The 20,828-nt window shown below is 48.5% G+C and carries 22 protein-coding genes and 1 riboswitch; of the genes, 12 read left to right on the plus strand and 10 right to left on the minus strand.

Translation table 11 applies throughout. The features are described 5' to 3' along the window. Positions 1 to 51 precede the first annotated feature (51 nt). Positions 52 to 2,133 (minus strand): heavy metal translocating P-type ATPase, encoded by a 2,082-nt coding sequence (locus ACRPK8_RS09775; RefSeq protein ID WP_432238059.1) that lies wholly within the window; start codon positions 2,131 to 2,133, stop codon positions 52 to 54. A gap of 174 nt (positions 2,134 to 2,307) precedes the next feature. On the opposite strand from ACRPK8_RS09775, the gene ACRPK8_RS09780 reads away from it, so the two are divergent. The 5 genes from ACRPK8_RS09780 to ACRPK8_RS09800 all read left to right on the plus strand — a co-directional run bounded on the left by ACRPK8_RS09780 (position 2,308) and on the right by ACRPK8_RS09800 (position 6,006). Next, complete coding sequence (locus ACRPK8_RS09780; protein WP_432238060.1) at positions 2,308 to 3,144, plus strand: undecaprenyl-diphosphate phosphatase; 837 nt, start codon at positions 2,308 to 2,310, stop codon at positions 3,142 to 3,144. Between the two features lie 108 nt (positions 3,145 to 3,252). Continuing rightward, positions 3,253 to 3,846, plus strand: coding sequence for a LemA family protein (locus ACRPK8_RS09785; RefSeq protein ID WP_432238061.1), 594 nt, complete (start codon positions 3,253 to 3,255; stop codon positions 3,844 to 3,846). Beyond that, positions 3,843 to 4,583 (plus strand): TPM domain-containing protein, encoded by a 741-nt coding sequence (locus ACRPK8_RS09790; RefSeq protein WP_432238062.1) that lies wholly within the window; start codon positions 3,843 to 3,845, stop codon positions 4,581 to 4,583. Before ACRPK8_RS09785 ends, ACRPK8_RS09790 begins: the two co-directional genes overlap by 4 nt. Positions 4,584 to 4,601: 18 nt before the next feature. Beyond that, a complete protein-coding gene (locus ACRPK8_RS09795; RefSeq protein WP_432238063.1) occupies positions 4,602 to 4,865 on the plus strand; it encodes a DUF1294 domain-containing protein in 264 nt (87 codons plus the stop codon). 178 nt (positions 4,866 to 5,043) lie between these two features. Beyond that, entirely contained in the window at positions 5,044 to 6,006 is a 963-nt protein-coding gene (locus ACRPK8_RS09800; RefSeq protein ID WP_432238064.1) for an EAL domain-containing protein, read from the plus strand. A 239-nt stretch (positions 6,007 to 6,245) separates the two neighbouring features. Here ACRPK8_RS09800 and ACRPK8_RS09805 read toward each other — a convergent pair whose 3' ends face one another. Then, a complete protein-coding gene (locus ACRPK8_RS09805) occupies positions 6,246 to 7,271 on the minus strand; it encodes an iron-containing alcohol dehydrogenase family protein (RefSeq protein WP_432238065.1) in 1,026 nt (341 codons plus the stop codon). A 133-nt stretch (positions 7,272 to 7,404) separates the two neighbouring features. Between ACRPK8_RS09805 and ACRPK8_RS09810 the strand changes: the two genes are divergently transcribed. After that, positions 7,405 to 8,220 carry an aldo/keto reductase gene (locus tag ACRPK8_RS09810; RefSeq protein WP_432238066.1) on the plus strand — a complete coding sequence of 272 codons (816 nt, stop codon included), beginning with the start codon at positions 7,405 to 7,407 and terminating at the stop codon, positions 8,218 to 8,220. A 114-nt stretch (positions 8,221 to 8,334) separates the two neighbouring features. Here the strand turns inward: ACRPK8_RS09810 and ACRPK8_RS09815 are convergent, their stop codons facing one another. From ACRPK8_RS09815 to ACRPK8_RS09825, 3 genes are all read right to left on the minus strand, one after another. After that, entirely contained in the window at positions 8,335 to 9,075 is a 741-nt protein-coding gene (locus tag ACRPK8_RS09815) for a general stress protein (protein WP_432238067.1), read from the minus strand. Positions 9,076 to 9,203: 128 nt separating this feature from the next. Further along, positions 9,204 to 9,521, minus strand: coding sequence for a DMT family transporter (locus tag ACRPK8_RS09820; RefSeq protein ID WP_432238068.1), 318 nt, complete (start codon positions 9,519 to 9,521; stop codon positions 9,204 to 9,206). Beyond that, complete coding sequence (locus ACRPK8_RS09825; RefSeq protein WP_432238069.1) at positions 9,518 to 9,847, minus strand: DMT family transporter; 330 nt, start codon at positions 9,845 to 9,847, stop codon at positions 9,518 to 9,520. The genes ACRPK8_RS09820 and ACRPK8_RS09825 overlap by 4 nt, the downstream gene beginning before the upstream one ends. A gap of 269 nt (positions 9,848 to 10,116) precedes the next feature. On the opposite strand from ACRPK8_RS09825, the gene ACRPK8_RS09830 reads away from it, so the two are divergent. Further along, positions 10,117 to 10,671 carry a GNAT family N-acetyltransferase gene (locus ACRPK8_RS09830; RefSeq protein WP_432238070.1) on the plus strand — a complete coding sequence of 185 codons (555 nt, stop codon included), beginning with the start codon at positions 10,117 to 10,119 and terminating at the stop codon, positions 10,669 to 10,671. 140 nt (positions 10,672 to 10,811) lie between these two features. Next, positions 10,812 to 13,364 carry an SH3 domain-containing protein gene (locus ACRPK8_RS09835; protein WP_432238071.1) on the plus strand — a complete coding sequence of 851 codons (2,553 nt, stop codon included), beginning with the start codon at positions 10,812 to 10,814 and terminating at the stop codon, positions 13,362 to 13,364. Positions 13,365 to 13,423: 59 nt separating this feature from the next. On the opposite strand, the gene ACRPK8_RS09840 is transcribed toward ACRPK8_RS09835, so the two are convergent. Beyond that, positions 13,424 to 13,717: a putative quinol monooxygenase gene (locus ACRPK8_RS09840; protein WP_029340705.1), complete on the minus strand. Its 294-nt coding sequence runs from the start codon at positions 13,715 to 13,717 to the stop codon at positions 13,424 to 13,426. A 77-nt stretch (positions 13,718 to 13,794) separates the two neighbouring features. On the opposite strand from ACRPK8_RS09840, the gene ACRPK8_RS09845 reads away from it, so the two are divergent. The 4 genes from ACRPK8_RS09845 to ACRPK8_RS09860 all read left to right on the plus strand — a co-directional run bounded on the left by ACRPK8_RS09845 (position 13,795) and on the right by ACRPK8_RS09860 (position 17,831). Continuing rightward, positions 13,795 to 14,973 carry a M20 metallopeptidase family protein gene (locus ACRPK8_RS09845; RefSeq protein WP_432238072.1) on the plus strand — a complete coding sequence of 393 codons (1,179 nt, stop codon included), beginning with the start codon at positions 13,795 to 13,797 and terminating at the stop codon, positions 14,971 to 14,973. A gap of 62 nt (positions 14,974 to 15,035) precedes the next feature. Then, positions 15,036 to 15,139, plus strand: a riboswitch (SAM riboswitch). 94 nt (positions 15,140 to 15,233) lie between these two features. After that, complete coding sequence (msrA, locus tag ACRPK8_RS09850; protein WP_432238073.1) at positions 15,234 to 15,764, plus strand: peptide-methionine (S)-S-oxide reductase MsrA; 531 nt, start codon at positions 15,234 to 15,236, stop codon at positions 15,762 to 15,764. A 232-nt stretch (positions 15,765 to 15,996) separates the two neighbouring features. Next, entirely contained in the window at positions 15,997 to 16,596 is a 600-nt protein-coding gene (locus ACRPK8_RS09855) for an ArsR/SmtB family transcription factor (protein ID WP_432238074.1), read from the plus strand. 14 nt (positions 16,597 to 16,610) lie between these two features. After that, positions 16,611 to 17,831, plus strand: coding sequence for an MFS transporter (locus ACRPK8_RS09860; protein WP_432238075.1), 1,221 nt, complete (start codon positions 16,611 to 16,613; stop codon positions 17,829 to 17,831). Between the two features lie 260 nt (positions 17,832 to 18,091). On the opposite strand, the gene ACRPK8_RS09865 is transcribed toward ACRPK8_RS09860, so the two are convergent. The 4 genes from ACRPK8_RS09865 to ACRPK8_RS09880 all read right to left on the minus strand — a co-directional run bounded on the left by ACRPK8_RS09865 (position 18,092) and on the right by ACRPK8_RS09880 (position 20,774). Next, entirely contained in the window at positions 18,092 to 18,574 is a 483-nt protein-coding gene (locus ACRPK8_RS09865; RefSeq protein ID WP_432238076.1) for a DMT family transporter, read from the minus strand. A gap of 12 nt (positions 18,575 to 18,586) precedes the next feature. Then, on the minus strand, positions 18,587 to 19,255 hold the full coding sequence (locus ACRPK8_RS09870) for a Crp/Fnr family transcriptional regulator (RefSeq protein WP_432238077.1): 669 nt from the start codon (positions 19,253 to 19,255) through the stop codon (positions 18,587 to 18,589). Positions 19,256 to 19,269: 14 nt separating this feature from the next. After that, on the minus strand, positions 19,270 to 19,698 hold the full coding sequence (locus ACRPK8_RS09875) for a DMT family transporter (RefSeq protein WP_050678968.1): 429 nt from the start codon (positions 19,696 to 19,698) through the stop codon (positions 19,270 to 19,272). 137 nt (positions 19,699 to 19,835) lie between these two features. Then, positions 19,836 to 20,774, minus strand: a complete 939-nt coding sequence (locus tag ACRPK8_RS09880; protein ID WP_432238078.1) for an NAD(P)H-dependent flavin oxidoreductase — start codon at positions 20,772 to 20,774, stop codon at positions 19,836 to 19,838. Positions 20,775 to 20,828: the final 54 nt, after the last annotated feature.

Below are 20,828 nucleotides of genomic sequence, written 5' to 3' on the forward strand. Positions count from 1 at the left end.
TCTAAAAATATGCGATCATCTCCTCAAAAGAGGAAATGATCGCATATTTGTTCATGCACGTATCTTTAATAGACGCATCGCATTCAGGACCGCTAACACTGTCACACCGACATCAGCAAAGACGGCTTCCCACATCGTTGCGATTCCAAAGGCTCCAAGTAACAAAAAGATTGCTTTGATTCCAAGGGCAAAATAGATGTTTTGATAGACGATCTTTCGCGTCGTTCTGGCAACATCCATCGCATCGGCAAGCTGTTTCGGCTCATCGGTCATCAAAACGACATCCGCTGCTTCAATCGCCACATCACTCCCGATTCCGCCCATGGCGATTCCGACATCCGCCCGTGTCAGGACAGGGGCATCGTTGATTCCATCCCCTACGAACGCTGTTTTTCCTTTTGCTGTCTTCATCAGTTCTTCCAGCGCTTCGACTTTTTGATGCGGCAACAAGTTCGCAATGACGTGATCGAGATCCAACTGTTTTCCGATTGCTTCTGCCGTCTGTTTCCGATCGCCTGTCAGCATGACGATTCGACGGATGCCTCGCTTTTTCAATTGGATGATCGCTTCCATCGTCGTCGTCTTCAGTTGATCTGCAATTCGAATCCATCCCAGATAGTCTTGGTCCTGAGTAATGTGAACATAGGTACCGGTTTCGGTTTCTTTATCAGGTGTAAAGCCCAGTTCCTTTAACCACTCGGCATTTCCTGCACGCAGCAGTCGACCATCGTACTCCCCACTGACGCCTTTCCCTGCTACTTCTGATAAGTGAATGCCACCATCTTTAGATGGTAAGCCATCCACCGCCCGGACGATCGAAGTCGCGATCGGATGATTCGATTGCCGTTCCACCCGAGCTGCTACTTGTAGTAACTCTTGTTTCGTCATCGTATGTGCTTGAATAGCGACGACTTCAAAATTCCCTTTCGTCAACGTACCTGTTTTATCCAAGACGAGGGTATCGATTCGTTGCAACGATTCTAGATGATTTCCGCCTTTGACGAGTATGCCTCGCTTTGAAGCAGCACCGATTCCACTAAAAAAGCCGAGCGGGATGGAAAGCATGAGCGCACAAGGACAACTGATGACGAGAAAGACAAGCGCCCGGTACGTCCACTCGCTAAAGGAAGCATTCAGTAAGAGAGGCGGCAGAACCGCTAAAATTAGCGCAATCACGACAACAGCCGGCGTATAAACTCGCGCAAATCGTGTGATGAACTTTTCCGTCGGTGCTTTATGACGAGAGGCTTGTTCTACCAGTGAAATGATTTTCGCGACCGCCGAGTCCGTATACGACCGATCTACTTCAATCACTAACTGTCCGTCCGTGCTGATCGTACCGGCTAGCACATGATCCGTTTCATGAACACGCCGAGGAACCGATTCTCCTGTCAATGCTGCCGTATCCAGAAAGGCAGTACCTTGCTTGATCGTTCCATCAAGTGGAATCCGTTCCCCAGCACGGACGATGATTCGCTGTCCTGGAATGACATCTTCCGGGCGCACACGTCGCCCATCCTCAAGCACGGCTTGCTGTGGTCTAATATCCATCAATGCTGAAATCGAGCGTCGTGATTGATTGACAGCCCTATGCTGAAAATATTCACCGATTTGATAAAACAACATGACTGCCACCGCTTCTGTATACTCCCCAATGACGAATGCCCCGATCGTCGCGAGCATCATCAAAAAATTCTCGTCAAACAACTGTCCGCGTCGTGTCGACCGAAGTGCATTACGTAATACTTCATTCCCGATGAATACATACGCCGTAAGATACAACCATATTTGTATGGACTCGGGAACAAGGAATGCTATTCCGAAAGAAGTCAGACCTATGAGTGTTTGAAGTTTCTTTGACCTTGTCCAAAATACCATTTCAGTCGTGTCTCGTGTATCCTGCTCGCGTTGCAGGAGAGCATCTGGCTCTAGTTCGTGAACACGCTGAACAACGTGACGATACGTCTGTTCTTGGATATCTGGGGATGCGTATGTGATATAGAGACGTTGCCCTGCGAAATCCAACGTCGCTTCCTTGACTCCTGTTACGTTTGCCACGCCACGCTCTACTTTCGCTGCACAGTTCGCACAATCAATTCCTGAAATCCGGATTGGTTCAGTCGCTTCACGCATTCTCTCACCTCATTCAAATATTTGTTTGATTATACAGTCATCGTACGCCTTTTTCCTTCCGTTATCAATCCGTACTTTCCTCGGTCTTGCGCCCGATATTCTGATTGGTTCTATCTCACAAGAATAAAACATGATATGTTTTTACATAGCACATCATTATAGAAGGAGATTACCATGCACATCATTGAACTTTTGAAAGCTCTTTTACTCGGTTTCGTCGAAGGGATGACGGAATTCGCACCTGTCTCCTCGACTGGTCATATGATCATCGTGGATGACATGTGGTTACAAACAACGGAATTTCTCGGTAAGTATTCGGCGAACACCTTTAAGGTCGTCATCCAGCTCGGATCGATTCTAGCTGTCATCGTCGTCTTTTGGAAACGCCTCTTCAGCTTGATCGGTCTCTATAAGATTGAAGGAGAGCACGATGCGACAGGAACGCACAAGCTGAAATTACGCCACGTCTTGATCGGTCTCTTACCTGCTGCCGTTCTCGGATTGCTATTTGAGGATTTCATCGATGAGAACCTCTTCTCGATCGAAACGGTCATCATTGGTCTTGCGGTCGGTGCTCTCTTGATGATCGCAGCCGACAAACTCGGACCAAAGGAACCGAAGACGACATCGCTTGATCAGATTACATATCGCCAAGCAGCACTCGTCGGTCTGTTCCAATGTATTTCACTTTGGCCTGGCTTCTCCCGTTCCGGTTCGACGATTTCCGGTGGGGTCTTCCTCGGGATGAATCACCGGACGGCAGCCGACTTTACGTTCATCATGGCTGTACCAATCATGTTCGGTGCCAGTTTCCTCTCGCTCGTCAAAAACTGGGATAACATCAATGCAGGGGACTTCGGATTTTATGCCGTCGGATTCATTGCGTCGTTCGTGTTTGCCCTCTTATCGATCCGTTTCTTCTTGAAGCTGATCAACAAGATCAAACTCGTCCCGTTCGCGATCTATCGTCTTGTACTCGCAGCTATCCTCGCGATCGTCGTTTACATGTAATGCTCTAATCGTCAGCTCGTTCAGCTGACGATTTTTATATTTTTTGAAACTAATTGACTCGCTTAAGGGTATATAGGGATGAGACATAACTAAAGGAGTGAATGCCATATGGCACGCAGAAATCGGAGTCGATCAAAACTCCCGCTAATCATCGGAGTCGTTGTCGTCGTCGTGATTGCCTTTTTAGCAATCGGACAATACAACAGCCTCGTCAACGTAGAAGAAGATGTATCAAACAAATGGTCACAAGTCGACAATCAGATCAAACGTCGTGCGGACTTGATTCCGAACCTCGTCGAGACGGTTAAAGGTGTCGCAGGACAAGAAGAAAAAGTATACGGAAAAATCGCTGACGCCCAAGCCGGTCTTGCACGCGCCGCGTCAACCGAACAACGGATCGAAGCCGATCAACAAGTGACATCGTCGCTTCGTGGATTGATTGCCTTGCAAACGACATATCCGGAATTAAAATCTAGCGAACGATTCCAGTCCTTGATGGATACGCTTGAAGGAACAGAGAATCGTCTCGGAATCGCCCGTAAGGATTATAACGATGCTGTGACGCTCTATAACAAAAAGCGTCGGAGCTTCCCAACGGCACTCTATGCCTCTGCATTCGGTTTCGAGAAAAAACCGTATTACGAGATTTCAGATAGCGACCGGGAAAATCCGACCGTCGACTTTAACAGTGATTCGAAATGATTCGACGGTGGACGCGACTTCTACTAAGCGCGTTCCTCGTCTTCTTCCTCTTCGTTCCAACGGCTAATGCCGTTTCAGAACGAACAGGAGCAGCCTTTTTCATTCAAGATGATGCACGGTTGCTCACGCCGTCGGAAGAAGCTGAGCTCGCGCAGCTCGGTCAGGAACTCGAGCAGTATACGACGGCTCAAGTCGTCTTAAAGACGGTCCCTGACTTAAAAGGACAAGACCTGAGTTCTTACGCCAACGAAACATTCCGGCGGCAAGGAATCGGTCAAAAAGGAAAAGATAACGGTGTGCTCGTCGTCGTCGCCCCGAACGAAAAGGATCGACAGTTCCGGATTGAGGTCGGTTATAAGCTCGAAGGCATTCTGACGGACATCACAGCCGGTCGCATCCTCGACCAATACGCCGTTCCCTACAAAGAGAACGGCGAGTATGGGAAAGCGGCATCCGAAACGTATAAAGCCGTCGTCAGTGTCATTTCGAAAGAGCAGTCGCTCGAGTCACAGGATCCACCGAAATCACAAAATGACGGCGGACTTCCCCTTTGGACAAAAATCCTGATTGGTGCCGGTTTGCTGATTCTATTGTTCCTCGATATGAAATTCACCGGTGGGATGTTCTTTTTCGCTATCCTGAACATCTTCTCCGCCATCATGCGTGGTGGCGGTGGTGGAAACGGTGGTAGTCGCGGAGGAGGAGGCAGTTCCGGTGGCGGTGGTGCAGAACGTTAGAAAAGGAGTGGCTCCTTCATGACCATCATTTGGGGATATTACATTCTTTTAACGCTCATCGGCTTCGGCTCGATGTGGCAGGATAAACGCAGGGCCCGGCAGCATACGTACCGGACTCCGGAAGCGACATTGCTGACGATTGCTTTTCTTGGCGGTGCGTTCGGTTCTTGGATCGGGATGTACACAGTCCGGCACAAAACACGGAAAGCGAAGTTCCAATGGCTAGTACCACTTGCAGCTATCCTGCATCTCGCTTTCTGGATTTTCTACACTTCACAATGAAATAAAGCAACCGATAGAGAAGAGAACGTACGGCATCGTGCCCGTCGTTCCTTCTCTTTTTTGTATGAGGTCAATGATTATGAAAAACAGGTTTGATTTCTTTTTCTCTTAGGGTAAAGAATTTAACCAATTTAATAAATACATCTTTTTGATGTACTGAGAGGTGGACATCCCTATTATGTGGCATCCTTGCGCCGAATGTACGACATCAATCCGTTTCGTTGAAGCGGGAGCACTCCATATCCAATCACCAACACCAGAAATCTATTCTTACCAGTCGTTTGAACAGCTGGAACAGTTACTTGCCTCGCTCTTACGCGTCGCTGATTATCCCGTATCCTGCCGTGCGGCTCAGTCCCGCTACGTAACGGCACCGATTCCGGCTTCACGATTACTGGAGCAGCTGCAACACCGCTCGGCGATTGATTTTATCCAGCATGGCGTCATGACAAGCCATCTGCAACCGATTTATGACATTCAGCGGGATGTGCTCGTCGCAAACGAAGCATTGTTACGCGCTGCCGATGATACGATCGCCATTTCTCCTGGAATTCTATTCTCGACCGCCTCGAAGATGGGACTTCATTCCCGACTTGATCAGCGGGCTCGTGAAGAAGCGATCCGTGCAACACATCATATCGGAGGAACATCGAAGACCTTCATCAATTTCCTGCCTTCGACGATTTACAACCCGGAGTATTGTCTTCGCCATACGTTTGAAATCGTCGAGCGTTATCAAGTCGATCCGAGCCGACTTGTCTTTGAAGTCGTCGAAACGGAAAAAATCGAAGACGTCAACCATCTGAAACACGTCTTTGAACAATATAAAAAACAGGGCATTCAAGTAGCACTCGACGACGTCGGTGCCGGTTTCTCGACGCTCGATATGCTGTCCCTGCTACAGCCCGACTACATCAAGATCGATCGTTCGTTCATCGACCATTGTGATACGAATCCAGAAAGTGAGGCCTTCCTACGAAAAGCCCGTCATTTGACACGGGAAATGGGCATTCAGATTCTAGCTGAAGGAATTGAACGACAAGAAGAACTTGACCTGTGCCGCGAGCTCGGCTTTGATCTTGGACAAGGCTATCTACTCGGTCGTCCGGCTCCTTACGCTCGTCTTGCAAAAGCACAATGACCAAAGGGGCTAGTCTCTACAAAGATAAGGGTGGCAGATCATCATTCTGCCACCCTTATCTCGTAAAAAAAAGAATGACGCGTCACACGCCACTCCTACAGGAAAAAGCGCATCGCGCTGTCAGAGACAAACAAGACCCGTTTTCCTGCTTCAATGAAGCAGGAAAACAGGCTTGTGTCTCACCTGAGGAAAGGGCGTGAAAAGACGCGTCATTCTTTTTTTGAGTCAGCCCCTATTTTTTATGAAGACGCCGGTACGCGTGTCTCGTTTCGAACGATTGCCTCTAGCAGACGTTCGGACGTAACGACCGGTCGCATCAATTGGCACAATTCCTCTTTTTCCGTCCGTACGGCAAGTGCTTCTGCGACAGCTGCTTGTAAACCGAAATCCGCAAGTGACGTCGGCTGTTCGTGTACGATGAGATAGTCACGGAGTTCCTTGTACGCCGCGTCATGTCCCAGCATCTTCTCCTGTATGAGAAGTCCATAACCGACCTTACTGCCGTGCAGAAACGCATGTGTTTCTGGATGAGGAGATAACGCATTATGAACAGCATGTCCGACGGCACCCCGGGTCGCTGCGTCACCAAAACCGCCAATGCTTCCCGCTAACGGAATGACGGTCTCGACGAGATACTGGATATCAACTGGGTATGCCCGAAACCGCTCTTGTGTCACTGCCGTCGATAAGATCAGTTCCTTGCACCGTTCCGCTGTTCGGAGAGCTGTCTCGATGACCGGATCTTCTGCAGAAGATCCGCTCAAGACACGTGCTTCATACCACTTCGCTAACGTATCGACGAGCCCAGCTACGAAATAGTCATATGGACTTGCTGCGATGATCCGATGATCGAGTAAAAGCGCTTCAATCACGACGGGAAACGTATCAAATCGGATATACTGTCCCTCTTCGTTATACATGACACTAAGCGGAGTCCATGGGGCACAGTTCGAGACGATCGTCGGAATGACGATGATCGGGAGTTGTAATTGATACGCAACCTGTTTTGCCGTATCGATGACGCTCCCTCCTCCGAGTGCGAGAATCACATCGTGTGGAGCGCATGCCTGTTTGAAAACTTCCACTTGTTGATCCGTACAATGCCCTTCAAATAAAAGACGTGGTAATGCTGGTAAAGCAAAAGCGGCTGCTTCATAGGCTTGACGTCCATGAATCAGGACTGCTGAACGATTACCTATTACTTCTTTGAGTTGATCGAGCGCGTTTTCCTCATGTATGTATTGCAAGACAGCTTGTCGAATCACGGAATCGCCTCCTAATATTTGTTATCGCTCAGTATACGCAAAAGAACTCGCTTCGGCAATCATTCGATTTTTCAATTGATAGCGCGTACACTAGAACAGAGAAGAGTTCACTAAAAAAGGAGTCGATGAAACGATGCAACAGATTACGCTAAACAACGGAATCAGCATGCCCCAGCTCGGATATGGAGTCTTTAAAGTACCGGAAGAAGAAGTATACGAGGCGGTCCGTGAAGCACTCCGCGCCGGTTACCGTTCGATTGATACGGCAATGATTTACGAAAATGAAGAAGGCGTCGGTCGCGCCCTTCGTGACTCCGGCATTCCTCGGGAAGAGATTTTTCTGACGACGAAAGTCTGGAACTCCGATCAAGGCTATGAAGAGACCCTTGCCGCTTTTGGGACAAGTCTACAAAAGCTTGGTGTCGATTATGTTGATTTGTATCTGATTCATTGGCCGATGCCAAAGGAAGACCGTTATGTTGATACATGGCGCGCGCTTGAGCACCTTTATGCAGAAGGAAAAACACGCGCCATCGGTGTCTCGAATTTTCATATCCCTCATCTAGAACGCATTTTAGCGGAGGGATCGATTGTTCCTGCCGTCAATCAAATCGAACTCCATCCGTTTCTCAGCCAAGAAGCAATTCGAGACTTTTGCCGTGAGCACGATATCGTCGTCGAGGCATGGAGTCCGTTGATGAAAGGACGCGACGCGTTGACACATCCGGTCATCGTCGATATCGCCGATCGTCATCAGAAAACACCGGCTCAAGTCGTTCTCCGGTGGCATCTGCAACACGATATCGTCGCCATTCCAAAATCCGTCACGCCAAGCCGGATTCGTGAGAATCTGAACGTCTTCGACTTCACGTTGTCGGTACATGAGATGCAGGCAATCGATCAATTAAATGCAAATGTCCGCACAGGATCAAATCCGGACGAAAAGTAATCCGGGTGAAATCAAAAACAGGTCCGTTCCCTTAGAACATGTTCTAAAGGAACGGACCTGTTTCGTGTTTCCTGACCGCCGAACAGACGCGTTGATCTCGTCAGCGTTTTTTACTCATCGATCTAAATTGTTCCCGTGATCCTGTTTGGCCACATCATCTGTCTGATGTTTGGATTGGCGGTGTTCTTCCCCGTCCTGTCCTTCATGCTCCTTGGCTTGACGTTCGACTTCAGGACGACGGAAATCATCATCCCGACGCATCGCGATGTTCGGTTCCCGGTCACCATCCAGCTTCTTCGAATGATCTACCGCTTCTTCATCCTGCGGCATTTTGTCGGTACCGGCACGATGTAAGTCCACCTTCGCATGCTCTTCCTTCGAATCTTGATCAACATCAAGCGGGTTCCCGCTCCCGAGTTGTGCGTTTGAGTTCGCATCCGATGACGTATGCGTTTCCTCTCCACTGCCATAGCGGACTTTTACATCGGGATGAGTGTTGTCTGTATTTAAGTGCGGATCGAACTGGATGTCCTGGACTTCGAGAAGAAGTACGAATCCACCGCCTTCGACTTCTGTTTTCCGCTGTTCCACCTCATCATCCGGCAGATCGAGGGAACTGAACAAATCATCGACTTCCTGATCCCGTCCCTTATTCCCGCGGATCCGGTCGATCCAGGATGGTTTCGTCGCCGTGACTTCCGCGTCCATTTGACTGCGGACAAGTTCAATATCGGACTTTTCCTTGACGATGACGTAAAAGTCTTCTTCCCGGTGCCCCTGGATGTGCAATTCGTCCATTTTTGAGATCAACTCTTCTTCTGAATAGAATGTTCCGATATATTGTTTCGTTTTCATGGATGCTCTCCCCTTATCGACACGATTTGTCATGCGTGACTTCTATAAGGAGTATTTCCTTTTTTGCATTAAAATATGCCAAAAAACACACGTTCTCTTAAAACGTCATTTGTTTGACATGAAAACGATCATTCACCGACGATTTTCAAGCCGATCGTTGCACTTAGGACGAGACCGATACAGACGATTCGCTTCCAGTCCTTCGCTTCGTTATAGAAGATCATACTGAGGATCGTACCGCCTGCTGCTCCAATCCCTGTCCAGACGGCGTATGCCGTACCCATCGGCAACTCATTCATCGCTAGCGTTAAGAAGAGAAAACTGAGCCCGAATCCTGTTCCCATCAAAATCAGGTTCTTGACGTTCTTATTTTGATTGAACGTATTGATCAACACGACACCAAACATCTCAAAAATTCCGGCAATGATTAAATAGACCCAACTCATGCTGACTTCTCCTCTCCGCTGACTAATTTCAGACCGATCACACCAATGAGCAAGACGGCAATCAATACTAGTTTCGTTACGGAAGCCGTTTGTCCGAACAAAACGATATCCGTCACGACCGTACCTGCTGTTCCTAGACCGACGAAGACAGCATAGACCGTTCCGACCGGTAAATGATTACTCGCTTTGATCAGTACGGTAAAGCTGACGATGATACAGAAGACGGTCGCCCCCCATTCCAGTGGTGTTGTCGCATGCTTCAATCCGATGACCCAACCGACCTCAAAACACGCCGCGACGACGATCCCGATCCAATATTTTGCCATAGTAGTTGCCTCCTGATAGATGATTTCAAATGAAAAAGCCCGGGAGTAAGCGAGACGATTCGCTTTACTCCCGGGCTTTTATCCCTCCGTTGCATGGACAAGCATCCATGTTCCTCCCTTGGTCCAGCCGTACGGAACCCTAGAGGATACTCCCTATTCCATTCGATACGTCCACCCTAGCACGCCCTTTTTCCCATGTCAAACAGGAATCCGTCACTGATTTGTCTAATAGAATCAAAGTGACTTCATCTGAAAGAGGAGGATGCTGCATGCGTTATAAAATCAATGATCAGCTTCGGATTCGCCGTTTTACACCAGAAGATTTAGAAGCCGTTCACGCTTATGCGTCACAACCGATCGTCAGTCAATTCCAGTCGTGGGGACCGAATTCGGAGACGGATACGAAACAATTCCTACACGATGCACTCGACAGTGAACTCGAGACGCCACGACGCCGTTACGTCTTTGCCGTGACGTTCCCAAGTGACGTCGTCATCGGTGCTGGCGAACTTGTCATCACTGACGTTGAACATAAAATCGCTGAAATCGGATACGTGCTTTCACCAGATGAGTGGGGTAATGGCTATGCCACTTCCATCGCCTCGTTCCTTCTCCAATTCGGTTTTGAGAAACTAAAATTACACCGGATCACGGCGACATGTGATCCGCGTAACGTCGCTTCAGAACGTGTCTTGCAAAAAGTCGGCATGACGAAGGAAGGGCAGCTTCGCGAGACGGTCTATCTCGAAGACCACTGGCGCGATTCTTTGATTTACGGCATGCTCGACTGGGAATGGCAAGTGGATCACGAGGACGATGACTAAAACATGACTTGAAACGGTATGCTTCGGCATACCGTTTTTTCATGATCAATCTCCTATTTTTTTGATTTTTATCAATTTTTAAACAAGCACATGCTACACTATTCATAATGACAATTTTTAAGAATTGGAGTGAACCTTTCATGAAAAAGTGGACAGCCTCTGTTGCTGGACTGACAGCCGCATTGATGCTCAGTTCTGCATTTCCTGCCCCAACCTTTGCTGAATCACCACCTGCTCAATCGACGACTGAAACACGATCGGTCACAGAAACGACCGGAATTGCTTACTTGAAAGAGGATGCTACGTTGCTACAAACAGCTGACCCTGCAGCTGTCCTTCAACAATTACCCGCAGGGATGACACTGAAGACGCTCGGTACGGACGGTGAGTTTACCCGTATCAGTTGGCAAGAAGGCACCGCGTATATCGCAACCAATGCGTTGACGCAAACGGTACCTGTTCTTCCAAAACAAACAACGTTGACGTCAAAAAGTACACTCTCCTTAGTTGCTTCACCTTTTGACTCCACTGTCGTGACGACACTTCCTGCCTATCAACGCATTGATACATACGGTACTTTCGACACATTCACACGTCTAAAATGGGAAGAGCAGTACGTCTACGTACCAACTACACAACTCGAGCAACTTCCGAAATTAGTTGGAACGCGTTATGCCAAACGAGCAACTTCCCTTTTCGTTGAACCGAAGACGACGAGTGCGAAGACAGCCGTCACTCAAAACCAAGCATTCGAAACGTTCGATACGACGGGTAGCTTTACGCGCGTCGCAACAAAAACAGGCTATGCTTTCGTATTGACTGCTGAATTAGCAGACACACCAGTCGTACATCATCCAGAAACCGGACTGCGTTACGTCCAACAACAGACGACCGCTTATGCTACAGCCGCTATAGAGGGAAATGCCGTGCAATCCCTTTCTCTGAACACGTCCCTTCAGACGTATGGGACAGACGGTAAGTTTACACGCATTCGTCTCAAGGATGACTATGCTTACGTGCTGACGACACACCTTGGAACGTTGCCGTACTATTCAAAAACCGGACGATTATACGTTCAGCGCCCTACACCGATCTATAGTGAGGCGAAGTCGTCCAGTTCAGTCCTGAAGCAACATCAAACCAACACCCTACTGACCGTCTACGGCACGAGCGGCGCCTATAGCCGGATCATCTTCCGCGGCGTCCACGCTTACGTCAAGACGACCGATCTCGGAACATTAAAGCAGTATCCGAAAACAGCGCGTCTGTACGTCCAGCGCCCAACACTAATCTATACTCATGCGAAGTCTACAAGCTCGATCCTGAAACAGCATCAAACGAACACCCTACTGACCATATACGGTACGAGCGGCGCCTATAGCCGAATCATCTTCCGTGGCGTCCATGCTTACGTCAAGACAACCGATCTCGGTAGTGGCAAGGTCTATGCCGCCACCGGAACCCGGTACGCCAAATGTAACTTATCCGTCTATACGTCGGCTTCGACGAAGAGCAAAATTGTTTATTCCGTCAAGCGGGCTGATAAACTGGCGATTTATGGAACAAGTGGCAGTTACACGCGATTAAAAAAGGGATCCGTCTACGGTTACGTCAAGACGACGGATCTCGTCACGAAAAAACCGGATTTGTATGACGTCACTGGACAACGTTACGTGACGGAGGATGATGTCGTCATCCGGTCTCAAGCGAAGCTATCAGGTAAGAAAATCGGAACGTTGAAAAAAGGCGCTTCGATCACCATTTATGGTAAAAGCGGTTACTATACACGCGTCAAATATAAGAACACGTTCGGTTTCGTCGATTCAAGCCGCATCGGACTGAACAAACCGACGGCAAAAGCAAAAAAAGGCACGACGTTCTATGTCCACTTGGACCAGACGCCACTCTTCTCTGCCGACGTTGCTTACAGTCGACCGGACGCTTATTTGAAGAAAGGAACGAAACTGATCGGTCTGAAGTCGATTGATGATGATTTTTGGCAAGTTCGTCTAGTGAACGGACAAACGGGTTACGTCCTCAATCCTTATATCAGCACGAGTAAACCCGATATGAGCCTGACACAAAAAGCAATCGACCGTACGAAAATCTATACGGTCAAACAGACGACGTCGTTCTTTGCGAGTCCGACAAGTCCGAAAGGCAGCGGACTCGTTGAACAAGGTAAACGGGTTTATCCGCGTCACCGGGTCGGAAACTTCTATGTCATCCAGTCCGGCTGGACACCTGTTTATCTTCCTGTATCCGCTGTGACGATCACGTCCGATAAACGGGTCGTCAAAAAGAACAATACGCGTGGTGAAAAGCTGATTCAGGCAGCCGTTCAACATATCGGCACACCATACACATGGGGTTCACAAGATGCCGTGAACGGTGGGTTTGACTGTTCCGGTTTGATTCACTACGCGACGAACAAGGCTGGAAAATACGGTGGTCGGACGAACGTTCGTGGCTACTGGTACGGTGCTTTCTTTACGAATCGCCGGACGAGCATCACAAGCGGTAAACGCTCGGACATCGTCTTCTTCCAGAACACCTATACGGATGGTCCATCGCATATCGGAATCATGCTCGATAGCGAACACTTCATCCATGCGGGCGGTTCACAGCTTCAAATCAACTCGATTTATGAACCGCGTTGGCAAGAGCATTTCCTCGGATTTAAATCAATGTAAGACAAAAAAAAGACGAAGCCGTCGAATTCGATGGCTTCGTCTCTTCTTATCGCAACACGTCAGAATGTCATCTCGACGTATTTCGTTACTTGTCGATCCATCAAGTATAACTCGATCTGTTCACGGTATGCTTTATAGTGATCGGATGCGATATGCGCTTCAAGCGCCTCTTCGTCCCGATACACTTCATACAGCATGAATTGATGCTCATCCTCGATTGATTGATGTAAGGAATAACGTAAGCAGCCTTCTTCTTTTTGTGAGGCGTGATAGACCGTTTGTAGAATCGGGAAGACTTGATCCGCAAGTCCTGCTTTGATTGTAAGTACAGCGTTGACAACGATTTCTCCCATGTTTCATTATCCCCTTTCGTGATTACCTGTATCTGTACCCATTTTCACGAAAAAACACACGTCAAAGGAGCTTGAAGATGCAAACTCAACTTTTTGAAGCACTTGAACAATTCGAACCGACGATGATTGCGTTACGTCGTGATTTCCATCGACATCCGGAACTCTCCTTCCAAGAAGTCCGCACACCAGAACGAATTGCAAACTTTTATGCGGAGCAGGGCATCCCTTATCAAACTGCCGTCGGAGGTCGTGGTGTCGTCGCGACGATCGAAGGCAAACAGCCTGGTCCGACGATTGCGGTCCGTGCGGATTTCGATGCCTTACCACTTCAGGAGGAGACGACGCTTGCCTTCCGATCGATCCATCCCGGTGTCATGCATGCCTGCGGACACGATGGACATACGGCGATGGTGATGGCACTCGCTGCTACACTCTATCCGTTACGCGATCAATTGCAAGGAACGATTCGAATCATCCATCAGCATGGAGAAGAGGTCTTTCCTGGCGGAGCGATCCAAATGATCGAAGCCGGCGTTCTCGAAGACGTCGATGCGATTTTTGCGACACATCTCGAAAATGATTTACCAGTTGGTACGATCGGGTTTCGGGAAGGACATACGTTATGTGCGATCGACGAATTCGAAATCATCGTCCATGGTCAAGGCGGACATGCGCAAGCACCGCACAAGACAAAAGATGCGCTCGTCGCTGGAGCGCAGCTCGTCTGTAACTTACAACATCTCGTCAGTCGACGGGTCGACCCATTTGAGCCGGCAGTTCTCGCAATCGGATCCTTCCATGCGGGAACGGCGCCGAACATCGTCACAGGTGAAGCACGCATCGTCGGCGAAATTAGGACGTTCAATGAGACCCTTCGCCATCAGCTCCGGCAAGAAGTCGACCTTGTCGCTAAAACGACGTGTGCCGGCATCGGTGCCACCTATTCAATCGACTTTACGACGGGTTATCCGGCACTCTGGAATCATCCGGACGAGACAAAACTCGTTCAGGAAGCCGCTGCTTTCTTACCGGAAGCATCCGTTCGGGCACTCACACCGATGATGGCGGCGGACGACTTCGCACATTATTTAACGCATGTCCCGGGGAGTTATTTCTTCACCGGCTCCGGATATACGGACGGTCGCGTCAACTATCCGCAGCACCACCCGCAGTATGAGATCAACGAACAGGCGCTATTGATTGGTGCGAAGACACTTGGAGCGACCGTTTTACGTGCCTTAAAACCTAAGGATTGACTTTATTTCTTTGTGAATGGTATCATCACAACAATGATAACGAATGACATCAACTTCATATACCCTTATCAAGAGTGGACCGAGAGATCTGGATCGATGACGTCCCAGCAACCTGCGCATAGCAAGGTGCTACGACCAGCAAAGCGAAAGCTTTGGTTGATAAAAAGCGGCGACTCCTTTTGCAACCAAGCGAAGGAGTCGTTTTCGTTTTCTCGCTGTCAGACATACAATGGGGATTTCCCACGGAGAGGAAGAGACAGATGGAAAAAGCAACATTTGCAGGTGGATGTTTTTGGTGCATGGTGACACCGTTTGAAGAATTACCAGGAATCGAGGGAATCGTATCAGGTTACATGGGCGGACACGTCGACAATCCGACATACGAGCAAGTCAAAACAGGAACGACAGGACATCTCGAAGTCGTCCAAATCACGTTTGATCCGAGCCTGTTCTCGTACGAGCGTCTGCTCGAACTCTACTGGCCACAAACGGATCCAACGGATGCAGAAGGTCAATTCCAAGATCGTGGCACGCAGTATGCACCAGCAATCTTCTATCATACGGATGCGCAGCATGAAGCAGCGATTGCTTCTCGTGATGCCCTCGCTGCAAGCAATCGTTTTAAACAACCGATCGTGACGCGAATCGATGCCGCTTCTGAATTTTATCCGGCGGAAGAGTACCATCAAGACTTCCATAAGAAAAATCCAGAACACTATAAAAAAGATCGTGCTGCTTCTGGGCGCGATGCTTTCATCGAGCAGGAATGGAAAGATACAGCGACGGTCTAATCGCCTCAAACCACATACAGTAGCTGAGACTGATTTCATACATCTCGTTCTTCCCCTACTTTGCAGTAGAAAGTGGAGGATGATCGAGATGTCACTGGAGTCAGTTTTTTGTATGTAAACCAACAGCTTTCTCCTTTTGCTATTACCCTTGCATAAATTTGTGATCGTTTACAAATGAAGTCTTTTGTTTTAGAGTTAACAAAAATTAACCGGTTAAAAAGGAGATCATTGCATGGAACAAAAAGCGATTCACATATTAGAGAGCTATGAACAATTAAAAGTGATCAGTGATCCGTTACGAACAAAAATCCTGATGTTTCTCGTCGAAAAACCACATACGGTACATCAGTTAGCCCACTTGCTGACGTTATCTCGCGCAAAAATCCTCTATCATGTACGGGAACTTGAAAAGCATCACTTGATTCGCCTCGTCCGGACGGAAGAACAAGGCGGCAATCTATTGAAATATTATCAAGCGATCGCCCGAGGATACATTCCTGCCGATCATCTTCTAAACTTCGTTGAAACGAAAGAGGCGACCCGACAATCGTATCTCGAGGTACTAGATCGGGCAAAGACACGCGTCCTTACGGCTCCGACAGCTGCTTTTGCTCCCGTGTCTTCGAACGTTGAGGACTGGATGAGCTTATCGATCCAAAAGGAACTAACGATGTCTGAAGCCGACTTTCAACGCTTTACTACAAAATATCGTGCTTTACTAGACGAGTTCACGAAATCTCCTCCATTTGATGAAGAAGATAAAAAACACTTCTATATCATGACGACTGCCTTTTCGATCGATGAACCACTGTTTGAGAACGACGACGTCTAAACCGGAGGTGCTCCATGCTACCTGTTGAAATGAATGCGCAACAATCGCTGTTTAAAAATCGATCTTTTTTATTTTTATGGGGATCCGGTATGTGCTCCGCCCTCTCCCTATCAACCTATCTGTTTGTTGAGCAATGGTATGTCATCCATACGCTAAACCAAGCACGCTATCTCGGATTCGTCCTCATGGCAACCCTATTACCTCGTATTTTTCTCATGTTGTTCGGTGGCGTCTTATCCGATCGCTACAAACGATCGACGATCATGCGCATCTCAAGCGCTTTTCGGATCAGCTTCATTCTCTGTCTTCTCGCATTACTTTATATCGATCAGCTTACGTTGCTGACGATCTTAGGATTTGCCTTTTTATTCGGCAGTGTGGATGCGTTCTTTTCGCCGGCGAATGCTTCCTTACTGCCTACACTTATTCAGAAAGAACAACTCACTAAAGCCAACTCATTGATTCAGACCTCTAATCAAATCGCCCTCTTTTCAGGTCCGATTCTCGGCGGCGTCATTCTTAGCTATTCTTCTTACTCGTACGTCTTTCTCGTTATTTTCGGAACACTCTGTCTGACGCTCCTCTTCACGTATGGCATTCGCGAATCTAAGATCAAACGACCACGTCAGCATTCAGCTCTACTTGAACTGAAAGAGGGACTTCATTATGTTTATCACTTTCAACAACTCAAACAGACCCTTTTTCTCGTCATCTGTGTCAATTTCTTCTTCTTCGGACCACTCCTGTTAGGAATACCGCTACTCGTTCATGATGTGCTTCGAGGCGATGCGATGGATTTGAGTTACATGCAAGGGGCTTATCAAATGGGAATGCTCGGAGGGTCGATCTGGAGTGGTTTTGCGCAGACGAAAGCAAATGGGCTTACCTCATCGATCCGATTGATTAGCTCCTTAGGTCTGCTCCTTTGTCTGCTTAGTCAAACCCAGCAGATTTTGCTTTATCTGATCATCCTGTTATCACTTGGTGTCCTTTCTTCCTTCTTCAATATTCGCTTCATTACGTTCATCCAGTCTCAATGTGCGGAACAGGCGATGGGACGTGTCATGAGTGTCGTGAATGCCGCGTCAAACGGTCTCGTTCCATTATCCTACGCACTTCTTTCGTTTCTACTGTCGTTTCACGTTTCGATCACGACAATCATGTTGTACTGCGGTCTTCTCATTATTGTTCTCTCGCTTTACTTCGGAAGACGAATGGTTCATCTATTCGATTGAGATCAAGTCACAACACATAAAAACATGCGAATCTCCCGATCGAATTAGCGGGAAACGCGCATGTTTTATTTAGTCAATCTAGAACGTGAGTGTTCATCCTCGACTCCTGCAGGGAAAGAAAGCGCGAGTCGCGCTTTCGTCAGGGTCAGGTAAGACCCGGCAAATCGCATGGAATGCGGGATGACGCGGCTTACCTCCCTCCTGCGGAAAGCGAGGATGACAGAAACGTTCGTCAGTCGATCGAACTAGTATCAGATTTTTTAAGAGACTTGCTTCGGTATAACCTTCGCCTTCTCTTCCGGCGCCACGACTTGATATCGTTTCAAGACGAAGATCCCGCATACCATGACGGCGAGACCGACAAGCTGACCGAACGATAAATCAATTTGCGGTAAACCAAACCAGCCGAACGTATCGACAGCGAGAGCAAAGCTTAGCTGCGAAATCAGAACGACAGAGATCGCGACGGACGGACCAAGCAGCTGGATCCCGCGCATGACACAAAAAACGACGCCGACACCGACAAGCCCACCGAACCAATAGAGCGGTGATACGTTTTGGATCTGTCCGATCGTTCCGCCACGAAACAGAACATACGTGACACTTGCTCCGACGAACCCGACGAAGAAGACGAGCGTCGTCGTCGCCCAAGCACCGAACGCGTCACTCATCCGAGCATTCAATACCGTCTGTAAACTGATCAACATCCCTGCCAACACGGCACACACGATGCCTATTACCATGTTCGTTCCTCCTTACTCATAGCTGTTGCCGTTCGCCTTCTCGCGAATCCGCTCCAGATCAACGATGATGATTTTCCCGCGTCGTCGAACGAGAATCTCTTCTTCACACAATTTCGTGATGATCCGGTTGAGATGGCGATAACTTGTTCCAAGCCAGTCAGCGACGTCATGCAGGTTCGACGTCCGCATCTCCTGATAAAATAAACTGTCACTGGCTTCAGATGCAATCGATAACAAATACCCTGCAAATCGCTCTTCGACGGTATACAACACATGATGCGACGCTGATTTCGAGTCGGCATACCACTTCGCTGTGATCGTCCGTAATAGAAATTGCAGAAAGACGTTCGTCGTATTGTGTTCGCGTAAAATCGCATACGGTACGCTCAACACTTCGACATCGGTCACCGCTTCGACCGTATTCAACACTTCCCGTTCGTTGATGAACTCAGCGTCACCAATCACTGTCAGTGGTGTCTTGAATCGTAGAATCCGTTGCTTTCCTTCTGACGAGGCAGCAGATATCTTGACCTTGCCTGCGACGATGAAGTACATCCGATCAATCGCTGCCCCTGTCGTGCAGAGGAGTTCCCCTTTTTGGAAGCTTTCTTGACGCAACCAAGCGCGCGTCTCTTCCGTCAAAATCGTATCCAGTCCATACTGTTGAATGACGGTTTTCATGTTCATTCCCCCCTTTAGGCGAGTGAGAAAATCGCAACTCCTGCAAGCATGAGACCCACACCAACCCACTGACCACGATTTCCTTGTTTTTTTAAGACACCGAACCATCCCTTTAAATCAATCACAAACGCACATAAAATCTGTGCGACGAGTAATAAACACATCGCCCATGTCATCCCGAGTGTTTGGATTGCTGTCAGTTCCGTTACGACGACTAGCACGCCAATCAAACCACCGCTTGCATAAATCCACGGTAACTGGCGGAAGCCACCGATTTTCCGGTCTCGTACGAAACTGTAAATGACTAAACACCCCATCAAACCCACAAAGTGGACGATCAATACAGACAACCACGGTCCGACGCCTGTCGCAAGGCGCGCATTGAATATGCCTTGCAGGGCGATGAACAGACCGCTCATCAAAGCAAACACGACTCCTTGCACGTCATCTCCCCCTTTAATCTCTACACTAGAGTAGACCTTACTCGTGCCCTACTTGAAAAGGACAAATGTCCCATTTTCAAAAAAACATGAAAAAACCCGCTGTCCACAAGTGGAATCACGGGTCCCTCACTATATGCTCATGTCGTAAAACGAGTCGTCGTTTGCTTCAGCTGTTCCTCTGCTTCCGTCATCATGCGCGTAAACAACTCCGTAATAGTCGGCACGTCATGAATCAATCCCGCAACCAGTCCAGCGTTGACATACCCTTTCTCCTCATCGCCCTCAAGAGCGCCTCTGATATGATACGACTCATTCGTCTGATCAAGAAAATCAGCAGGTGTCTCTGCTGTGAGTCGTTCGACGTATGGACCATCAAGGACACGTCGGACAAATCCGACGGAACGTCCGATGATGCGTGTATCGGTATCGGTCGCATCCATTAAGTGGGCTTTATATGATGGATGAACCTTCGCCTCTTCCGTCGCGATCAACCGTGTTCCAAGCTGAACGCCAGCTGCACCAAGCAACAGAACAGCTGCCAGTCCGCGTCCGTCACCAATCCCACCTGCTGCAAGGACCGGAATGTTGACCCGATCGACAAGTTGTGGAATCAAAGTCAGCGTCGTCAACTCAAGCGGTGAATTGATGCCTGCCGCTTCAACTCCTTCCGCTACGAGTACATTGGCCCCTGCCTGTTCTGCCTTTAACGCCTGTTTGACTGAAGCGACGACGGCGATCGTTTTGATGCCGGCAGCTTGAAGTCGCTCTATGTACGGCGCCGGGTTTCCTGCCGACAAGGAGACGACCGGGATCTTTTCTGCAATCGCGAGATCAATTAGTGCTTCCGTATAAGGAGACACCCGAATCGCGATGTTCAAGGCAAATGGTTGATCCGTCAGCATTCGTGTCTCGTGAATCCGCGACGCCACTTCATCGACCGACAATGTTCCGCACCCGAGCGTTCCGAGTCCTCCGGCATTCGACACTGCTGCCGTGAGTGCTGCATGACTAATGTTACCCATCCCTCCTTGGATCAAGGGATAGCGAATGTTGAAGAGCTCACAAATCGGAAACATGTCTTTCCTCCGTTCTCGACTCCCACCACATGATATACTGGTAGGGAATGAATA

The sequence above is a fragment of the Exiguobacterium sp. TDN 0502 genome, assembly GCF_050846835.1.
Classification (GTDB): domain Bacteria; phylum Bacillota; class Bacilli; order Exiguobacteriales; family Exiguobacteriaceae; genus Exiguobacterium_A.